Below are 17,691 nucleotides of genomic sequence, written 5' to 3' on the forward strand. Positions count from 1 at the left end.
TGACGCCTCACTCCACCCGGGACCCGGGGCGAGCCGCACTGAAGCCGAACGGTGACAACTCGTTGATGTGGCCATGACCGACGACCTGGTGCACGGCAGCCGGCGGGCTCGCGAGCAGCACTCGGCGGACCGGTTCAGGTGAAGGCGGGACGCTCCGGGTCCAGCGCCGCGATGCCCTCCGCGGGCGAGGAGGCGTCCGCGAAGTGGCGGCGGGGGATGCGCCCCGCCCGGTACGCCAGGCGGCCCGCCTCCACCGCGTGCCGCATGCCCGCCGCCATCAGCTCCGGTTCCCGTGCCCGGGTCACCGCGGAGGCCAGCATGACCGCGGCGCAGCCCAGTTCCATTGCCAGGGCGGCGTCGGAGGCGGTGCCCGCGCCCGCGTCGAGGATGACGGGAACCCGTGCCCGTTCGGTGATCAGCTGGAAGTTGTGCGGATTGCGGATGCCGAGGCCGGACCCGATGGGGGAGCCCAGCGGCATGATCGCCGCGCACCCCACGTCCTCCAGCTTGTGGGCGAGCACCGGATCGTCGTTCGTGTAGGGCAGCACGGTGAAACCGTCGTCCACCAGGGTCTCGGCGGCGTCCAGCAGCTCCACCGGATCGGGCAGCAGGGTGCGCTCGTCAGCGATCACCTCCAGCTTCACCCAGTCGGTGCCCAGCGCCTCGCGGGCGAGCCGGGCGGTCAGTACGGCCTCGCCCGCCGTGTAGCAGCCCGCGGTGTTCGGCAGCACGCGGATGCCGTGCCGCTCCAGCACGGAGAGCACGGAGCCGCGCACCGTCGGGTCCAGACGGCGCATCGCCACGGTGGTCAGCTCGGTGCCGGAGGCGAGCAGGGAGCGTTCCATGACGGCGAGGCTGGGGGCACCGCCCGTGCCCATGATCAGCCGGGAGGCGAACGAGATGCCGCCGAGGGTCAGGGGGTCGGGCGCCGGCCGCGGCGGGGCGGTGTCGCGCGGTGCGCCGGTGGTGCCGGTGCTCATCGTGCTGGTGGTGCTGGTGGTGCTGGTGGTGCTCATGGCGCGGTTCAGCCTCCCTGGACTGCGGTCAGGATCTCGATCCGGTCACCGTCATTGAGCACGGTCTCCGGCCACTGCCCGCGCGGTACGACCGTCTCGTTGACGGCCGCCGCCACGCCGGCCGGGGCGGCGGTGAACTCGCCGACGAGCCGGTCGAGGGTGAGACCGGCGGGAATCCCGCGCGTCTCGCCGTTGACGGCGACAGCGGTGGTGACAGCGGTGGTGGGGATGCCGGTCATCGGAGGTGCTCCTCGGAAGCGGCCGCGCCGAAGCGGCGCGGGGTGAAGGGGCGGGCCTGCTCGGGAAGGTCGCCGGTGGCCAGCAGCTCGCCGAGCAGGTCGCCGGTGACGGGTGCCAGCAGTACGCCGTTGCGGTGGTGCCCGGTGGCCGCGATCAGTCCGGCCAGCTCCGTGGGGCCCAGCAGCGGCGCGTTGTCCGGGGAGGCGGGCCGCAGCCCGGCGCCGGTCTCGGTCAGCGGCAGTTCCGTGATGCCCGGGATCAGTTCGTGCGCGTCGCGCAGCAGCTCGTACACACCGCCCGCGGTCACCGTGCTGTCCCAGCCCAGCTCCTCGCTGGTGGCGCCGACGACCAGCTCGCCGTTCGTGCGCGGCACGAGATAGAGGTGGCCGCCGCGCACGACGGCCCGCACTGTGCGGGAGAGGAAGGGCGCGTACGCGCCCGGGACGCGCAGCCGCAGCACCTGCCCCTTGACGGGGCGGACGGGAGGCAGCAGTTCGGCCGGTATGCCGTCGAGCCGCCCGCTGTCCGGGCCCGCCGCCAGCACCGTACGGTCCGCGCTCAGCTCGGTGCCGTCCGCCAGCACGACCCCGGTGGCGCGGTCACCGGAGACCGACAGCCGCGCCGCCGACGCGCGCCGGAAGGCGACACCCGCCCGCTCGCAGGCGGCGAGCAGCGCGGCGGCCAGCCGTCTCGGGTCGACCTGGTGGTCTCCGTCGACCCGGAGCCCGCCGCGTACGGACGGAGCCAGCATCGGTTCCAGCCGCCGGCACTCGCGCCCGTTCAGCCACTGCGACTCCAGGCCGCAGCGCTGCTGAAAGGCGTGCAGCTCGCGGAGGTGCTCGCGGTCGTCGGCGTCCAGAGCCACCGCGAGCGTGCCGCAGGCCCGGTAGCCGGTCTCCAGGCCCGCGGCCTCCTCCAGCTCCCGGACGAAGCCGGGATAGCGCCTGGCGGAGGCCAGATTCAGAGCGAGCAGCGCCTCCTCGCCGTAGTGCAGCTCGGTGACGGGGGCGAGCATGCCCGCCGCCACCTGCGCGGCACCGCCGCCCGGCGCCGGGTCGACGACCTCGGTGCGCAGCCCTCGCTGCGCCGCCCGCCAGGCGGTGACCAGACCGATGACGCCGCCGCCGATCACCAGTACGTCCGGACGGGGGGTGAGCGGGCCCGCAGGGCCCGGAGGGCTGTCGGGGTTCACGCTGCGCATGCGGATGCCATCCTCCCTTCGCCGGTATGAACCGGATCAGGTTCGTACGGTCGGAGGCCGTCCAGCCTCCCTCTCAGCCCGGTGCACCGGGCTCCCGCGTATGTCGTACCGTCGACACCCTACTGCGCCCGTCCGCCGCCCGGTAACGACCTGGTGCGCTGGCTATCGTGCACCAGGTCGTAAGGGAGTCCTCATGCAAGCCTCGCTCGACGGCTGCCTCTTCGTTCCCGTCGCCGACGCGGGCCCCGGCCAGGTCGGCACCGGTACGCGCTTCGACTACCGGGAGCGGGACGGCCGGGTGTGGGCCCACTACGAGGGCGGTGACGTCGTGCACGGCGAGCTGGTCGGTACGCGCGCGGGCGACCAACTGGACTTCCGCTATGTCCAGTTGCGGACCGACGGAAGCACCGCCTCCGGACACTGCCTCAGCCGGGTCACGGCGCTTCCCGACGGGCGGCTGCGCCTGGAGGAGAGCTGGGAGTGGGAGTCGCAGCCGGGCAGCGGCACCAGCGCGGTCGAGCAGGTGCGCCGCTGACGGCCTCCCCTTTCCGCGGGGGAGGCCGATAGAGTCACCGGGTGACTGACAGCCCTGAGGGGGCCCCGCACCGGGCTCCCGAGCGAGCCGTGATCGTCGGAGCCGGGATGGCCGGGGTGCAGACCGCGGTGCAACTGCGTGAGCAGGGCTGGGCGGGCACCATCACCCTGATCGGAGCGGAGTCCCACCGGCCGTACGACCGCCCGCCGCTTTCCAAGGCGGTGCTGCTGGGCAAGGCCGAGGGCTCCGAGTTCGACACCGACTACGACGACCTGGGCATCGGGCTGGAACTCGGCCGCGAGATCACCGGACTGCGGCCCGCCGCGCACCTGCTGGACACCAGCGGCGGCGAGGCGGTGCCCTACGACCGGCTGGTCCTCGCCACCGGGGCGGCACCCGCCCCGCCGCCCGGAGCGACCTCACCCTCCGCCGTCCACCTGCTGCGCACCCTGGACGACGCCGCCCGGCTGCGCCCCGTACTGCTGCGGCGCGGCTCCGTGGTGGTGGTCGGTGCGGGCTGGATCGGCGCGGAGTTCGCGACGGCGGCGCGCGAGGCGGGCTGCGAGGTGACCGTTGTCGAGGCCGCGGACCGGCCGCTGGCGGGCGCCCTGCCCGCGGAGGTCACCGGATATATGAGCGGCTGGTACGAGGAGAGTGGCGTGCGGCTGCGCACCGGCGCCCCGGTGGCCGCCGTCACACCGGACGGCGTGCTGCTCGCGGGCGGCGAGCAGCTGTCCGGCGACGCGGTGGTCGTCGGTATCGGTGCCCGGCCCGCGACCGGCTGGCTGGCCGGATCCGGCGTCGAACTCTGCCCGGACGGCTCGGTCCGCGCGGACGCGGAGCTGCGCACCTCGGTGCCGGACGTCTACGCCGTCGGTGACTGCGCGTCCTTCCCCTCCGCCCGTTACGGCAGACGACTGCTCGTGCACCACTGGGACAACGCGCTGCAGAGCGCCCGGGTGGCCGCCGCCAACCTGGTGGCCGAGGGCCATGCGGGGCAGACGGCAAAGACGTACGACCCGGTGCCGTACTTCTGGTCCGAGCAGTTCGGCCGCTTCGTGCAGTACGCCGGGCAGCATTCGGAAGGCGATCAGCTGGTGCGGCGCGGCGATCCGAGCGGCGCGGCCTGGTCGGTGTGCTGGCTGCGGGACGGGGTGCTGACCGCGCTGCTCGCCGTCGGCCGCCCCCGCGACCTGGCGCAGGGACGCAAGCTCGTGCAGCAGGGCACGCAGCTGGATCCGGTCCTCGTGGCGGACCCGGCACTAGCCCTGAAGAAGGCACTGCGGTAGTGACTGTCAGTGCGAAGTGGCAGTCTGGTGGGTGTGACCGAGATTGACGCAAAGACCGATGCTCTCGTCCCCGCCTGGCTCACTCTTCCTGACGTCGCGGAGATGCTCGACGTCCCAGTGACCCGTATCCGCCAGCTGATCAAGGAGAGTCAGCTGATCGCGGTGCGGCGGGGAGAGAACCGCGTGCTGCAGGTGCCCGCCGACTTCGTCGACGACGGCCGGGTGGTGAAGGGCCTGGTCGGCACCATCACCCTGCTCAAGGACGACCACTTCACCGACGAGGAGATGCTGGAATGGCTGTTCACGCCCGATGACAGCCTGCCCGGCACACCGGCGCAGGCGCTGCGCGAGAATCGCGGGACAGAGGTGAAGCGCCGCGCCCAGGCCCTCGCCGTCTGAGCTGCTGAACCGCTGAACCGCTGAACCGAGAGTCCGACGACACGCGGTGCATGGGCCCCGCGGGGCCCATGCACCCCTTTTCACGGGGGGAACGCAGCATGTCCCGCACCGCCCGAGAGCGGCTCCAGGCCGCCCGGCTCTATCTGTGCACCGACGCACGCAAGGATCAGGGAGACCTCCCCGAGTTCCTGGACGCGGTGCTCGGCTCGGGGGTCGACATCGTGCAGCTCCGTGACAAGGGCATGGAGGCGGCCGAGGAGTTGGAGCACCTCGCCGTCTTCGCCGCGGCCTGCCGCCGCCACGGCGCGCTGCTCGCCGTCAACGACCGTGCGGACGTGGCGCATGCCATCGGCTCCGACATACTCCACCTGGGCCAGGGCGACCTGCCCGTACCAGCCGCCCGCGCCATCCTGGGCGGCAGTGCCGAAGACGTGCTGGTGGGCCGCTCGACGCACGCCGAGGCGGAGGTGGCGGCCGCGGTGACCGAGCCAGGCGTCGACTACTTCTGCACCGGCCCATGCTGGCCCACCCCCACCAAACCCGGCCGCGCCGCCCCCGGCCTGCCGCTCGTGCGGTACGCCGCCTCGCTGGCCCCGTCGCGCCCCTGGTTCGCGATCGGCGGTATCGACGCCGAGAATCTGGACGAGGTGCTGGCCGCCGGTGCCCGGCGGGTCGTCGTCGTCCGCGCGCTCACCGAGGCCCGGGATCCGGCGGCAGCCGCCGCCGCTTTGGCCGCGCGACTGCGCGAGCGGCCACTCTCCGGACTCTGAGGGCTACTGGGAGAGAGTGAGACGTCCACTCGGCGCCGCAGGAAGGCGGACGGGACGGTGCATAGCGCCCTCGTCGGCGCGATGCACCCTTGCGTGGGCGGTTAACCTGCACTCATGGCCCTTGGTACCTCTTCCACCAGGACAGATCGCACCCCGACCGTCCGCGAGCTGCTCGCATCCGGCACCCGTTCGTACTCCTTCGAGTTCTTCGCACCGAAGACGGAGAAGGGCGAACGGACGCTGTGGAACGCGCTGCGGCGCATCGAGGCGGTCGCACCGACCTTCGTCTCGGTGACCTACGGCGCCGGCGGCTCGTCCCGCGAAGGCACCGTCACCTCGACGGAGCGCATCGCCACCGAGACCACGCTCACCCCCGTCGCCCACCTGACGGCTGTCAACCACTCCCGAGCAGAACTGCGCAACGTCATCGGCCAGTACGCGGGCGCGGGCATCCGCAACGTCCTCGCGGTGCGCGGTGACCCGCCCGGCGACCCGATGGGCGAATGGGTGCGCCACCCGGACGGCGTCAGTTACGCCTCCGAGCTCGTCGAGCTGATCAAGGAGTCCGGAGACTTCTGCGTCGGCGTCGCGGCGTTCCCCGAGATGCACCCCCGTTCCGCGGACTGGGACACTGACGTCCGCCACTTCGTCAACAAGTGCCGCGCCGGCGCGGATTACGCGATCACGCAGATGTTCTTCAACGCCGAGGACTACCTGCGGCTGCGCGACAGCACGGCCGCCGCGGGCTGCGAGACCCCGATCATCCCGGAGATCATGCCCGTCACCAACTGGCGGCAGATCGAGCGCTTCGCGAATCTGAGCAACGCCACCTTCCCGCCGGGCCTCGCGGAACGCATCCTCGCAGCCAAAGACGATCCGGCCGCTGTACGCTCAATCGGGATCGAGTACGCGACGGAGTTGTGCGCGAGACTGATGGCCGAGGATGTCCCCGGACTCCACTTCATTACGCTCAACCACTCCACGGCGACGCTGGAAATCCACGAGAAACTGGGACTCCACAGGGAGTCCTCGGGCTGACCGACCTGAGCGGCGGCGGCGGGAAGAGGGGCGTACATGGGCTGGGCGGTCCTCTATATCGCGTTCGGAGTCGTCGCGCTGTGGTTGCTGGGCGAGGTGCTGCTCCAGTACAAGGCGCGGCTGCGCTGGCGGCTGCTGGCTTTCGGCGGCTTCTCCGTCGTTGCCGCCGGCGTGGTGATGCTCTCGATCATCGTGATCGCCCTGGGCACCATCGCCTTCGCCGTGGGCCAGACCCTGGTCACCCACTCCTACCGCCGCGGTTTCTCCACCGGCTGGGCGCTCGGCGGCAAGCCGGGCTCCAGCCGGCGCCGCCGGGGAGAGCGCGACCCGAGCCCGGCGGACGCCGAGCCGGTGCTCCAGGTGTCCGGCCTGGAGACGCACGAGCCGTATGCGCAGGAACCCCAGGCATACGAGCCGCAGACGTACGGATCCCAGACGCATGAGCCCCAGACGTACGAGCCGCAGCCGCTGCCCGACGACACGGGGGAGTACGGCGTCTACGACCGGGGCGGCCAGGCACCGCCGCCGCCACCGAGTCACGCACCCGGAAACGGCGGCTGGGAGGAGCAGCACCACTACGCCTCCTATGCGGAGCCGTACCCCGAGTACGAGCCCGCACACGACCCCGGCCAGTACGCCACCGCCTCCTTCGACGCCTACGGCAGCGGCGGCGTACCGGCCTACGACCCACCGTCCGGCGCGCCGCAGCCCCCGTCGTACGCGCCCGAGCCCCCGTCCTACGCCCCAGGCGCACCGGCGGAGGCCGCCGTCCAGCCCTCCGAGGGCTACGGCACCGTGTACCCCACGGATCAGTACGCGGCCCCGCCTGAGCCGTACGGCAACGCCCCGTACCCAGAGGCGCCGTACCCGGACGCCCCGTACGCCCAGCCGGAGCCGTACCCCGGCGGCGCTCAGAACCCCTACCCGGACACGCCGCCGGGCGGAGTGTGGATGCCGCAGCAGCGCCACGCGGGCCCGGGGCAGCTCCCCGGGCAGGGCTATCCGTACCAGGACGGCAGCAATGCCCAGGGCTATCCAGGCCAGGGCTATCCCGGCGAGGGCTTCCCCGTCCAGGGCGAAGGCGGCTACGACGGGCCGCAGTACGACGGCGACGGGTACGGCTACGACACCTCGGGCAACGGCTACGGCCAGCAGGGCTACTGAGAGCCGCGCCAGTCCGCGCCCCCGACGAACAGGCCCGCCGCCAGCGCGCCCGACATTCCGGCGTGCGCGAGCCCGCCTCCCGGGTGGGACCAGCCTCCCACCCGGTACAGGCCCGCCGTGGATGCCTGGTTCGGTGCGCGAAGATACGCGCCGCGTGACCCGGCCAGCGCGGGGGTGGGGACCAGCCCGCCCGGCGTCCCGGTCTCCGTCTCGTTGTCCCGGGGGGTGCGCGGCACCCGCCACAGCACGCGTGCGCCCAGCCCCAGCCCGGCGGCGTCGACGGCGGCCAGCAGTTCGTCCGCCAACCGCTCCGGTTCCGCCACGGCTGCGGCCGTCGCGGTGGCGGGCAGCACGACGGACAGCACCGCCGTCTCATGCTCCTCGTCCGGGCGCAGTGCCGGATCGTCGGGGCGCAGCACCGTCACCCTCCGGTCCGCCCCGTGCACGACGGTGCGGTGCACGGTGTCCGCGGGCCGGGCGCCGCGCAGCGCGAGCAGCACCGTGAACCGGGCGCTCGCCCCGGCCGTGCCGGTCAGCTCGGTGCCCGCGCCGGTGCCCTCCGTGCCGGGTATCGCCGGGCCACCACCCCAGACCACCGCGTCGGCCTCCACCATGCCGCCCCCGGACAGTTCCACTCCCACCGCCCTGCCACCCCGGACCAGCGGGCGTTCGGCCGCCGTCCCGAAGTGGAACTCCACCCGGCGGGCCAGGCACCGCTGATAGACCGCCGTCGCCAGCTCGCGCATGCCGCCGCGGACATACCAGGTGCCGAAGGTCTCTTCCAGGTAGGGCAGTACCGCCGCGCTCGCCGGGGCCTGACCGGGCAGGAAGCCGTAGGCGCCCGCGCAGCTCTCCAGCAGGGCCGCCAGCCGTGCGTCACGCAGTTCGTCGGCCGCGATTCCCGCGAGCTCCGGTGTGCGGCGGCGGAGCAGCCCGCGCCGGCGCAGCGCCGGGTAGGGATCGTGTTCCAGCGCCTCGTGCCCGGGTTGGAGCGGCTCCTCCAGCAGCGGGCGCCGTGTCGCCTCCCAGACGGTGCGGGCGCGGGCGACCAGTTCGCTCCAGCGCACGCCCGATCCCGGCCCGAGCGCCGTGTCCAGCGCCGCGATGACACCGGCACGGGAGGTGCTCGGCAGGGTGACGCTGGTGCCGTCCGCGAAGTGGTGGCGCGCGGCCGGGTCGGTCTGGGTCAGTTCGACGCACCGCTCCAGCGGCTCGCGGCCGGTCTTCACGAACAGATCGCGGTAGACGGCGGGCAGCCGGAGCAGTCCGGGGCCGGTGTCGAAGGCGAAGCCGTCGCGCTCGTAGCGCCGCACCCCGCCGCCGTAGGTTTCGGCGCGTTCGTACACCGCCACCCGGTTTCCGGCCACTGCCAGCCGTGCCGCCGCCGCCATGGCGCCCATCCCGGCGCCGATCACCGCAATCCGTGCCATGAGCAGGGACTCTAACCGGCTGCTCGCAGGCCGCCGACCCCACCCTGCAGGAGCAGCGCGAGCGCGTCGTGCACCTCGTCCAGCGAACGCTCCGGCTGGAAGGACTGCCAGTCCAGCGCCGAGACCAGGACCATTCCCACCAGTGCGGCGGCGGTGAGCGGGACGTCGACGTCCTCGCTCAGCTCGTGCTTGGCCACCGCGTCGCGCAGCACCGTCTCGACGACCGCGACCACCTGCTGCCGGAGCGCCATCAGGGTGGGCCGCCAACTGCGGTTGGTGCGCCACAGTTCGGCTACGTAGAGCTGGGTGAAGGCCGGATACCGGTCGATGAAGGTGAGCCCGGCGCGGATCATCGCGTCCAGCGCTTCGACCCGGCTGCCGCCCGCTTCGACCGTGTCGTCGGCGGCCCGCTGGAGCTCGGCGGTGAGCAGCGTGACGCCGTGCCGCAGCAGTTCCTCGAAGAGTTCGGTCTTGCTCCTGAAGTTGTAGTAGACCGTGCCCTTGGCGACACCCGCGCGCTCGGCGATCTCCTCCACCGTGGTGGAGGAGAAGCCCTGTTCGGCGATGAGCGTCACCGCCGCCTGGTAGAGCTTCTGCCGGGTGGTCGTACGGCGCGTGCTGCTCGTGTCCATGGCGCTGATTGTCACAGACCGCTGCGGCGGAGAGGGCCGCGTAGCGCCCCTCGGTGGTTCCTCGCTCTCCTTGGCACGTTCCTTTGGGCCGACCGGTCGGCCCAAAGGAACGCTTCGCCTGGCCGGTGGCCCCGGCATCGGCCAGGCGCGAGGTGTTTGTGCAGGTCGGAGCCGATTGTCAGTGCCATGCGCAACGATATGCGCATACGGCCGAATCATCGGAACCGTCAGACGACTGCAGGAGGTTCGCCATGCACGGGCCCCCGAACGATGTCCATCCCGTCCTCCGCCGTGCCTCGGCGCCGCCCGCCGCGTTGGCCCTGCTCGCACAAGCGCAGCACGGGCTCGACGAGGCGGTGGCGATGCATACCGCGAACGAGCGGTATGCAACCGCCCATCTCGCCGCACTGCGTACCGCGGCGGCGGTGCTCGCCGTGCGTGTACGCCCCGAAGAGCCGAGCCCGCGCCGCAGAAGCGGTGCACCCCGGCGGCGCAGCCGCCGGGGAGCCATACGCAGCGCCTGGGAGGTGCTGCCCGAGGTCGCACCCGAACTGACCGAGTGGAGCGCCCTCTTCGCCTCCGGCGCCCCGCGCCGGGCTCGCGCGGAGGCGGGCATCCCGGGCGCGGCGAGCTGGCGCGACGCGGACGATCTGGTGCGCGACACCGGGGTCTTCCTGCGGCTGGTGGAGCGCATGCTGGTGTCCCAGCCGGCGCTGCCGCAGCCGAGGGTGGCACCGGGAGACGCCGAGGCATGGGACGCCCGGCCCCGCGCGGGCTGAACCTCACCTGACGCGCGACTAGGCTGGGCAGCACCCGCACAAAGAGTTGCCGAGGAGCCACCGCCATGTCCCGCCCCAGTGCTTCCCTCCGTACCGCCGTGGTCTGGGAGGTGCTGAAGGACGCGCTAGACCGGCGGGCCAAGAGCGCCGACCGTGCCGAACTGGACGTCCTGGACACCGGCGGTGGTACGGGCAACTTCGCGGTGCCCGTCGCCCGGCTCGGGCACCGCGTCACGGTCGTCGACCCCAGCCCCAACGCGCTGTTCGCCCTGGAGCGGCGCGCGGCGGAGGCCGGGGTCGCCGAGCGGGTGCGCGGTGTGCAGGGCGACATCCACGGGCTCTTCGACGTGGTGGAGCGCGGCGGCTGTGACGCTGTGCTCTGCCACGGCGTCCTGGAGTACGTCGACGATCCGGCGGAGGGGCTGCGAAACGCCGTGGCCGCGCTCCGTCCGGGCGGCGGGACGCTCAGCCTGCTCGCCGCCGGGCTCGGCGGAGCCGTGCTCGCGCGCGCCCTGGCCGGTCACTTCGCGGAGGCACAGCAGGCTCTCGCCGCCCCCGCGGGCAGCTGGGGCGACGGCGACCCGATGCCCCGCCGCTTCACCGCCGAGCAGCTGACCAGCCTGGTCACGGACACTGGTCTGGAGGTCGCCTCCGTGCACGGGGTGCGGATCTTCACCGACCTGGTGCCGGGGCTGACGGAGGAATCGGAGTCCGACGCCGAGGAGGCGCTGGGGCGACTGGAGGCCGCCGCCTCCGTGCTGCCCGCCTTCCACTCGGTCGCGAGCCGGCTTCATGTGCTGGCCGAGGTGCGGTAGAACACAGCCCGCCCGATTGTCTGCTACTCGCCGTATGATCGAGGCACACCGTCCGGCATGACGGAAAGGCGGTGAGGGAATGCACGGAATGCACCGACCATCACCACTGCCCGGCATGCGGGCGTAAGTGGGAGGAATTGGCGTAGAGGGCGGGTTTCACGGGGGCGATTCCCTGCCTATCCTTGAAGGGTCGCATCCGGTCGCCCCCGCGACCGACGAGTAGGAGGACTCCGTGCCGCTCTCTGAGCACGAGCAGCGCATGCTCGAGCAGATGGAGCGAGCGCTGTACGCCGAAGATCCCAAGTTCGCGACAGCGCTCGAGGGAAGCGAGCTGCGCAAGTACACGCGCAAGCGGGTGTATCAAGCGGTCGCGGGCTTTCTGGTGGGTATCGCGCTCCTCATGGCGGGTATGGTCGCCCAGCAGATCTGGGTCAGTGTCGTTGGTTTCCTCGTCATGCTCGGCTGTGCCGTGCTCGCGGTGACCGGCTGGCGCAAGGCTCCGAAGCCCGGGGAGGAGCAGCAGGCCGCAGGCGAGTCCGGTTCCGCACCATCCGGTGCGGCGGCGGGCGGCGGTACGAGACAGCGCCGGCAGCCACGTCAGCGTCGTTCGGTGATGAACCGCATCGAGGAGCGCTGGCAGCGTAGACGGGACGAGCGGGGTTAGATCCGGTTGGATCCACCTCCTGCTCCTCCCTTCCCGCCCTCTCCATGACGATCACGAAGGGGTGGGTCCGCCCGATCAGGCGGACCCACCCCTTCATGCGCGCCCGTGCCCGTGCCCGTGCCCGTGCCCGAGCGCCGTCATCGCCCGCGCGCCGTCACTCCGTGCTCTTCGCGGGCTTCGCTGCCTTCTTCGTGAACGGCGTACGCAGCGCGCTCTGCCACCAGGCGGTGAGTGCCGCCCACCGTTCCATGGCCGACCATGTCACCCGAACGGCGGAACGTGGTAGCAACAGCGCCCGCAGCCGCAGCCGCCGGGAGGCCTTGGTCCGCAGCGCGTCCCGGACTCGCAGCACGTCCGCCGCCAGCCCGGAAGCCGGACGCGGCTCGCGCGCATAGAGCACCTGTTCGACAGCGAGTGCCAGGCGGTGCGCGGCCTCGGCAGTTTCCGGATCCAGCTCTCCCTCGGTGGCGAGCCGTGCCGCGGCCTTGCGTGGAGTCGCGGCCTCGTCCGGGATGATTCCGTAGTCCCAGCCGCAGTCCATCAGTTCCCGCCAGGCGTCGAGCGGCCCGGCTCCGTGGCCGAGACGCCGGGAGCGGGCTCGTGCCCGCCATAGCCACGGCAGCAGGGGAAGACCGATCAGCAGCAGGCCCGCTCCCGTCAGCAGCGCCGTCATCTGCAGCGGGAAGCCGCCGCCGGAAGCGGTGTCGTCCGGCAGCGCCGGGGTCATTCCGCACTCCGGGTCGGCCCGCTTCTGCTCGACCGTGCACTCCTCGGATTCGGACGGCTCGGGCAGCGGCTCCTCGGAGGCCTCCGGACGCTCCGGCAGGTTCTCCTCGGGGTCGATGTCGACGTCCGGCGCTTCCGGGGTGGCGTACGGAGGTGCCGAACCCCGGGTCGGGGTGGGCTCGAAGCGCGTCCAGCCGACGCCCTCGAAGTAGAGTTCCGGCCACGCGTGCGCGTCCTGGAGACCCACCTCGGCCCGCCCGTCGCCCTGCGAGGTGCCCGGCGTGAATCCGACCGCGACCCGCGCCGGTATCCCCAGCGTCCGCGACATCGCGGCCATCGAGAAGGCGAAGTGGACGCAGAAGCCCTCCTTCTGCTCCAGGAAGTTGACGATCGCCGCGGAGCCGCTGCCGGCCCGCACCTCGGTGTCGTAGGTGAAGCCGCCGTCCTCCGCGAACCACTGCTGGAGCTTCATGGCGCGCTCGTAGTCGTTCGTCGCGCCGCCGGTGAGGTCCTGGGCCTGCTTCTCCACCACCGAGGGCAGCGAGTCGGGCACCTCGGTGTACTCCTCCACCATGGACGCCGGCGGGGGCCCCGCCTGCGCCAGCTGCTCGGCGGTCGGCCGCACCGACAGGCTCTCCACCGTGTACTGCGCCCCGCGCGTGTTCTGCCCGCGGTCACCGACCAGGGTCCGGCCCTCGGGTTCGAAGCGCCAGTCACCCTCGATCTGCACCCTGCTGGCCGGGTAGGGCATCGGCAGCCAGTTCTGCGCGTACCAGTCGGCCGCCTTGACGGTGGTGGTAACCCGCTTCGTCTCCACGTCCGGATCGAGCCCCGGCGGGGGCGGCAGCGTGTCGGGCAGCTGCCTGATGCGCCGCTCGGACGGTTTCCACGCGGAGCCGTCGAACTGGTCCAGCGCGACGATCCGCATGTACATCTCGCGGTCCGTCCCGCCCTCGCTGCGGTACGTCATCACGGTGCGGTTCTCGGGCTGATTGAGGCTGTCCTGCAGCGCCACCAGCGGGTTCACCGCCGAGACCGTGCCGTCGCCGCCGGACCCGCCGCCGGAGTCGCGCACCGAGTCGAGCAGCCCGCCGCTGAGCGAGGGCAGCATCGCCGGTACGACAAGCGCGATGCCCAGCGTCAGCGCACCGATGCGCCGCCCGGAGCGGACCGGCGCCCGCAGCGGCCCGCCGACACTGCCCGGCTGGTGGGCACCCCCGCCCGGACGGACCCGGTCGGTGAACAGCCGCCCCCACTGGGACAGCCGCTCCCGGCCCTCGGCCAGCAGAAGCAGCAGATAGCCGCCCGCCGCGCACAGGAACCACAGCCAGCGGGCACCGTCCTCGGAGAGCCCGGCCGCCACCGAGTAGAGCGCCAGCAGCGGCAGCCCGGCCGGTGCGGCACTGCGGTAGGTCACCGCGAGGGCGTCCACGATCAGTCCGATCGACAGAACCCCGCCGACCAGCATCAGCTTTATCCCGTCGGTGACGGGCGCCGGGACGGTGTACTGACTCACGTCCTGGGATCCGGCGGTCAGCAGATCGCCGAACTGCCGGAAGGTCCCGGGGGAGGGCAGCACCCCGCCGATCGCCTGGTCCCCGGCGAAGATCACGGTCAGCAGCAGCAGTGACACGGCCGCCTGGGCCAGGATGGTCAGCGGGCGCGCCAGTGGCAGTCGCCTGCCTGCCACCCCCACCCCCGTCTGCACACCGATCAGCACCGCGACCTGCATCAGCCAGGTCGCAGGGCTCACCAGTGGCAGCAGGGCGCAGGCCGCCGCTATGGTCGCCACGCCCGCGCACAGCGCGAGCCTGCCCCGCCCGCTCATCTGTCCAGCCCCTTCGCCATCGCGCTGTCCGCTTCCCGCCAGAGTGCGCCGAGCGGTACGCCCGGCCCCGCGGCCAGTACCGTCCAGCCCGACTCCCGCAGCACCCGGGTGCGCGGTTCGAGTCCGTGCTCCTGCTGTGCGCCGCCCGGCTGCGCGGTGAAGGCCACCGCACGGTTCGTACGCTGCCGCATCCGCGCGACCAGCTCCGCCTGCTCCTCGTCCAGCATGCCGATGAAGGCGATCAGCAGTCCCTCGCGTCCGCCGGCGTTGCCGCGCAGCATGTCGTGTGCGGCGGCGAGGCCCTGCTCGGACGAGTGCTCGACGACGGCCAGGGTGTCCAGGAGCAGCCCCGCAGCTTCCGAGGAGTCGCCGCCGAAGGTGCCGCCGTCCGGACCCGGCGACATCGCACCGGTGTCGGTGAGCAGCCGCACCGCGTAGCCCCGCTCCAGCAGATGGACACACGCGGAGGCCGCGCCCGCGACCGCCCACTCGAAGGGCGAGCCCGGACCGGAACCTGAGTAGGCGGAGCGCCGGGTGTCCAGCAGGACGGTACAGCGCGCCCGCTGCGGCTGCTCCTCGCGGCGCACCATCAGCTCCCCGTAGCGCGCGGTGGAGCGCCAGTGGACCCGGCGCAGGTCATCGCCGTGCCGGTAGTTCCGGGGGATCACGTCGTCGTCACCGGCCAGCGCCAGGGAACGCTGCCGCCCGTCGCCGTAGCCGCTGGTCTCCCCGGCGAGCCGTACCGGAGGCAGCGGCTCCACCTGCGGTACGACGGTGAGCGTGTCGTACGCGCTGAAGGAGCGGGTCAGCTCGCACATGCCGAAGGGATCGGTAAGCCGCAGCTGGAGCGGTCCCAGCGGGTAGCGGCCGCGCAGATCGGAGCGCACCCGGTAGGACACCTCGCGCCGTCCGCCCGGCTCCACCCGGTCCAGCACGAAGCGGGGACGCGGGCCCAGCACATACGGCACCCGGTCCTGGAGCATCAGCAGACCGGTGGGTATCCGGGAGATGTTGTCGACCCGCAGATGCACCCGCGACTCACTGCGCGCGGGAACCCGTGCGGGAGCCAGCCGCCGCGATCCGGTCACCCGGTGGCGCGTGCGGTGCAGCACCAGCACGCACACCAGCGGCAGCGCGGCCAGCAGTATGCCGACCCGCAGCAAGTCCGACTGGCCCAGGACGTACGCGCAGATGCCCGCCGCCACACCGGCGGCGAGGAACGAGCGTCCTCGGGTGGTGAGGCCGCCGAAGGCGCTGCGCAGTGAGCCCCGCGACTGCTCCCTGTCCGCTTCGGGGCCCCAGGACATCAGTAACCCCGGGGCTGCTGCTGGCCGTACGACGGCGGGACGGGTGGTGCCGCGTGCGGCACGCCCAGCTGCGGCGGCGCCCCCGGGTGCGGCGAGCCGGGCGGCGGTGACCCGGGGGGTGCACCTGGCGGCGGTGAACCTGGCGGCGGCGAGCCGGGCGGTGGACCGCCCGGTACCGCGTGCTGCGGCACCGCCGTGGGCACCGGGGTGCGCTGGAGGATCTCCGTCACCAGCTGCTCCGAAGTGCGCCGGTTCAGCTGCGCCTGGGCGGTGGGCATCAGCCGGTGGGCCAGCACCGGGACGGCCAGCGCCTGCACGTCGTCCGGCAGCGCGTACTCCCGCCCGCAGAGTGCCGCCGCCGCCTTCGCCGCCCGCACCAGATGGAGCGTCGCGCGCGGCGAGGCGCCCAGCCGGAGATCGGGGTGGTTGCGGGTGGCGGCGACAAGCTCCACCGCGTACCGGCGTACGGCGTCGGCCATGTGGACGCCGCGCACCGCCTCGACCAGCTTGACGATCTCGCTCGCGTGCGCCACCGGCTGGAGGTCGTCCAGCGGCGAGGCGCCTCCGTGCACGTCCAGCATCTGCAGCTCGGCGGCCGGGCTGGGATAGCCGATGGACAGCCGTGCCATGAAGCGGTCGCGCTGCGCCTCGGGGAGCGGGTAGGTGCCCTCCATCTCGACGGGGTTCTGGGTGGCGACGACCATGAAGGGGTCGGGGAGTGTGTAGGACTGCCCGTCGATGGTCACCTGCCGCTCCGCCATCGACTCCAGGAGCGCCGACTGGGTCTTGGGGGAGGCCCGGTTGATCTCGTCACCGATGACGATCTGGGCGAAGATGGCGCCCGGCTTGAACTCGAAGTCCTTCCGCTGCTGGTCGTAGATGCTCACGCCGGTGATGTCGGAGGGCAGCAAGTCCGGGGTGAACTGGATGCGGCGCACCGAGCAGTCGATCGATTTGGCGAGCGCCTTGGCGAGCATCGTCTTGCCGACACCCGGCACATCCTCGATCAGAAGATGACCCTCGGCGAGCAGGACGGTCAGCGAGAGCCGTACTGCTTCCGGCTTGCCCTCGATCACGCTCTCCACGGAGCGGCGTACCTCGTCCGCGGTGGTCGTCAGATCGCTGAGGCTCACGTGTTCGTCATACGTTGTCACTTGGCCCATTCTTCACGTCGGGGGGCGATTACGTCACGCTTCCGGGGTGATCTCCGGGTCGATCTCGCGGAGCAGGCCCGTCGTCACGTCGAAGACAAACCCCCGCACATCGTCCCGGTACGGGAGGAACGGCGAGGTGCGCACACGCTGCATCGACTGCCGGACGGCGCTGTCCAGATCCTGGAACGCCTCGACCGCCCAGGCCGGACGCTCTCCGACCTCGGCCGCCAGTTCATGGCGGAAGTCCTCGGTGAGACTGAGGAGGCCGCAGCCGGTGTGGTGGATGAGCACCACGGAACGGGTCCCCAGGGCGCGCTGGCTGATCGTCAGTGACCGGATCATGTCGTCGGTCACCACGCCGCCCGCGTTGCGGATGGTATGGCAGTCGCCCAGCTCGAGGCCGAGCGCCTTGTGCAGGTCGAGGCGTGCATCCATGCAAGCGACAACGGCGACCCGCCGGACTGGACGCGCGTCCATCCCCGGGTCGGTGAAATCGGAGGCGTAGCGGGCGTTGGCGGCGACCAGCTCGTCGGTGACAGTGACCTGGCGATCGGGAGACGACATGTATACGACGTTAAACCCACCGGTGCCGGGGGGCACGCAGCGAGAAGGGGCAAAGTCGGTCAACAGAAGGTGCTGTGAGGTAACCCACAGGTGGTGTCGTCGCATCCGGCGGCGCACTCTTACAGGTGCGCCGTCTGGAC

General features: G+C 72.3%; 18 protein-coding genes and 1 riboswitch. Of the genes, 9 read left to right on the forward strand and 9 right to left on the reverse strand.

What is annotated here, in order from left to right:
- Positions 1-134: 134 nt before the first annotated feature.
- From LHJ74_RS26265 to thiO, 3 genes are all read right to left on the reverse strand, one after another.
- Positions 135-980, reverse strand: coding sequence for a thiazole synthase (locus LHJ74_RS26265; RefSeq protein ID WP_311203354.1), 846 nt, complete (start codon positions 978-980; stop codon positions 135-137).
- A gap of 44 nt (positions 981-1,024) precedes the next feature.
- Positions 1,025-1,255 (reverse strand): sulfur carrier protein ThiS, encoded by a 231-nt coding sequence (gene thiS / locus LHJ74_RS26270; protein ID WP_260220718.1) that lies wholly within the window; start codon positions 1,253-1,255, stop codon positions 1,025-1,027.
- Positions 1,252-2,457, reverse strand: coding sequence for a glycine oxidase ThiO (gene thiO, locus LHJ74_RS26275; RefSeq protein ID WP_260220719.1), 1,206 nt, complete (start codon positions 2,455-2,457; stop codon positions 1,252-1,254). Before thiO ends, thiS begins: the two co-directional genes overlap by 4 nt.
- A riboswitch (TPP riboswitch) is annotated at positions 2,454-2,565 on the reverse strand. It overlaps the preceding gene by 4 nt.
- Positions 2,566-2,650: 85 nt before the next feature.
- Between thiO and LHJ74_RS26280 the strand changes: the two genes are divergently transcribed.
- The 6 genes from LHJ74_RS26280 (at position 2,651) to LHJ74_RS26305 (ending at position 7,652) form a co-directional block, all read left to right on the forward strand.
- Positions 2,651-2,992 (forward strand): avidin-fold protein, encoded by a 342-nt coding sequence (locus tag LHJ74_RS26280; protein WP_260220720.1) that lies wholly within the window; start codon positions 2,651-2,653, stop codon positions 2,990-2,992.
- A gap of 41 nt (positions 2,993-3,033) precedes the next feature.
- Positions 3,034-4,281 carry an NAD(P)/FAD-dependent oxidoreductase gene (locus tag LHJ74_RS26285; RefSeq protein WP_260220721.1) on the forward strand — a complete coding sequence of 416 codons (1,248 nt, stop codon included), beginning with the start codon at positions 3,034-3,036 and terminating at the stop codon, positions 4,279-4,281.
- A gap of 33 nt (positions 4,282-4,314) precedes the next feature.
- The gene (locus LHJ74_RS26290; RefSeq protein ID WP_260220723.1) at positions 4,315-4,680 is read left to right on the forward strand and encodes an Rv2175c family DNA-binding protein; all 366 of its coding nucleotides are present in this window, start codon (positions 4,315-4,317) and stop codon (positions 4,678-4,680) included.
- Between the two features lie 98 nt (positions 4,681-4,778).
- On the forward strand, positions 4,779-5,450 hold the full coding sequence (gene thiE, locus LHJ74_RS26295; protein WP_260220726.1) for a thiamine phosphate synthase: 672 nt from the start codon (positions 4,779-4,781) through the stop codon (positions 5,448-5,450).
- 114 nt (positions 5,451-5,564) lie between these two features.
- Positions 5,565-6,488: a methylenetetrahydrofolate reductase [NAD(P)H] gene (metF, locus tag LHJ74_RS26300; RefSeq protein WP_260220727.1), complete on the forward strand. Its 924-nt coding sequence runs from the start codon at positions 5,565-5,567 to the stop codon at positions 6,486-6,488.
- Between the two features lie 36 nt (positions 6,489-6,524).
- On the forward strand, positions 6,525-7,652 hold the full coding sequence (locus LHJ74_RS26305; protein ID WP_260220728.1) for a hypothetical protein: 1,128 nt from the start codon (positions 6,525-6,527) through the stop codon (positions 7,650-7,652).
- Here the strand turns inward: LHJ74_RS26305 and LHJ74_RS26310 are convergent.
- Complete coding sequence (locus LHJ74_RS26310) at positions 7,646-9,082, reverse strand: phytoene desaturase family protein (protein ID WP_260220729.1); 1,437 nt, start codon at positions 9,080-9,082, stop codon at positions 7,646-7,648. The two genes, LHJ74_RS26305 and LHJ74_RS26310, sit on opposite strands and share 7 nt — an antisense overlap.
- 11 nt (positions 9,083-9,093) lie before the next feature.
- Positions 9,094-9,714 carry a TetR/AcrR family transcriptional regulator gene (locus LHJ74_RS26315; protein WP_260220730.1) on the reverse strand — a complete coding sequence of 207 codons (621 nt, stop codon included), beginning with the start codon at positions 9,712-9,714 and terminating at the stop codon, positions 9,094-9,096.
- 251 nt (positions 9,715-9,965) lie between these two features.
- Here LHJ74_RS26315 and LHJ74_RS26320 point away from each other — a divergent pair, with 251 nt between their 5' ends.
- From LHJ74_RS26320 to LHJ74_RS26330, 3 genes are all read left to right on the forward strand, one after another.
- The gene (locus LHJ74_RS26320) at positions 9,966-10,493 is read left to right on the forward strand and encodes an SAV_6107 family HEPN domain-containing protein (RefSeq protein WP_260220731.1); all 528 of its coding nucleotides are present in this window, start codon (positions 9,966-9,968) and stop codon (positions 10,491-10,493) included.
- A 65-nt stretch (positions 10,494-10,558) separates the two neighbouring features.
- A complete protein-coding gene (locus LHJ74_RS26325) occupies positions 10,559-11,308 on the forward strand; it encodes a methyltransferase (protein ID WP_260220732.1) in 750 nt (249 codons plus the stop codon).
- A 232-nt stretch (positions 11,309-11,540) separates the two neighbouring features.
- Entirely contained in the window at positions 11,541-11,972 is a 432-nt protein-coding gene (locus tag LHJ74_RS26330; protein WP_260220733.1) for an SCO2097 family morphological protein, read from the forward strand.
- Positions 11,973-12,126: 154 nt separating this feature from the next.
- On the opposite strand, the gene LHJ74_RS26335 is transcribed toward LHJ74_RS26330, so the two are convergent.
- The 4 genes from LHJ74_RS26335 to LHJ74_RS26350 are packed head-to-tail and all read right to left on the reverse strand — an operon-like array spanning position 12,127 to position 17,551.
- A complete protein-coding gene (locus tag LHJ74_RS26335; RefSeq protein ID WP_260220735.1) occupies positions 12,127-14,526 on the reverse strand; it encodes a transglutaminase TgpA family protein in 2,400 nt (799 codons plus the stop codon).
- The gene (locus tag LHJ74_RS26340) at positions 14,523-15,833 is read right to left on the reverse strand and encodes a DUF58 domain-containing protein (RefSeq protein WP_260220736.1); all 1,311 of its coding nucleotides are present in this window, start codon (positions 15,831-15,833) and stop codon (positions 14,523-14,525) included. Before LHJ74_RS26340 ends, LHJ74_RS26335 begins: the two co-directional genes overlap by 4 nt.
- The gene (locus LHJ74_RS26345) at positions 15,833-16,987 is read right to left on the reverse strand and encodes an AAA family ATPase (RefSeq protein WP_260220737.1); all 1,155 of its coding nucleotides are present in this window, start codon (positions 16,985-16,987) and stop codon (positions 15,833-15,835) included. Before LHJ74_RS26345 ends, LHJ74_RS26340 begins: the two co-directional genes overlap by 1 nt.
- Positions 16,988-17,020: 33 nt before the next feature.
- Positions 17,021-17,551 (reverse strand): beta-class carbonic anhydrase, encoded by a 531-nt coding sequence (locus tag LHJ74_RS26350; protein WP_260220738.1) that lies wholly within the window; start codon positions 17,549-17,551, stop codon positions 17,021-17,023.
- Between the last annotated feature and the right edge of the window lie 140 nt (positions 17,552-17,691).

Origin of the sequence: Streptomyces gossypii, assembly GCF_025165795.1 — a bacterium.
Taxonomy (GTDB): domain Bacteria; phylum Actinomycetota; class Actinomycetes; order Streptomycetales; family Streptomycetaceae; genus Streptomyces; species Streptomyces gossypii.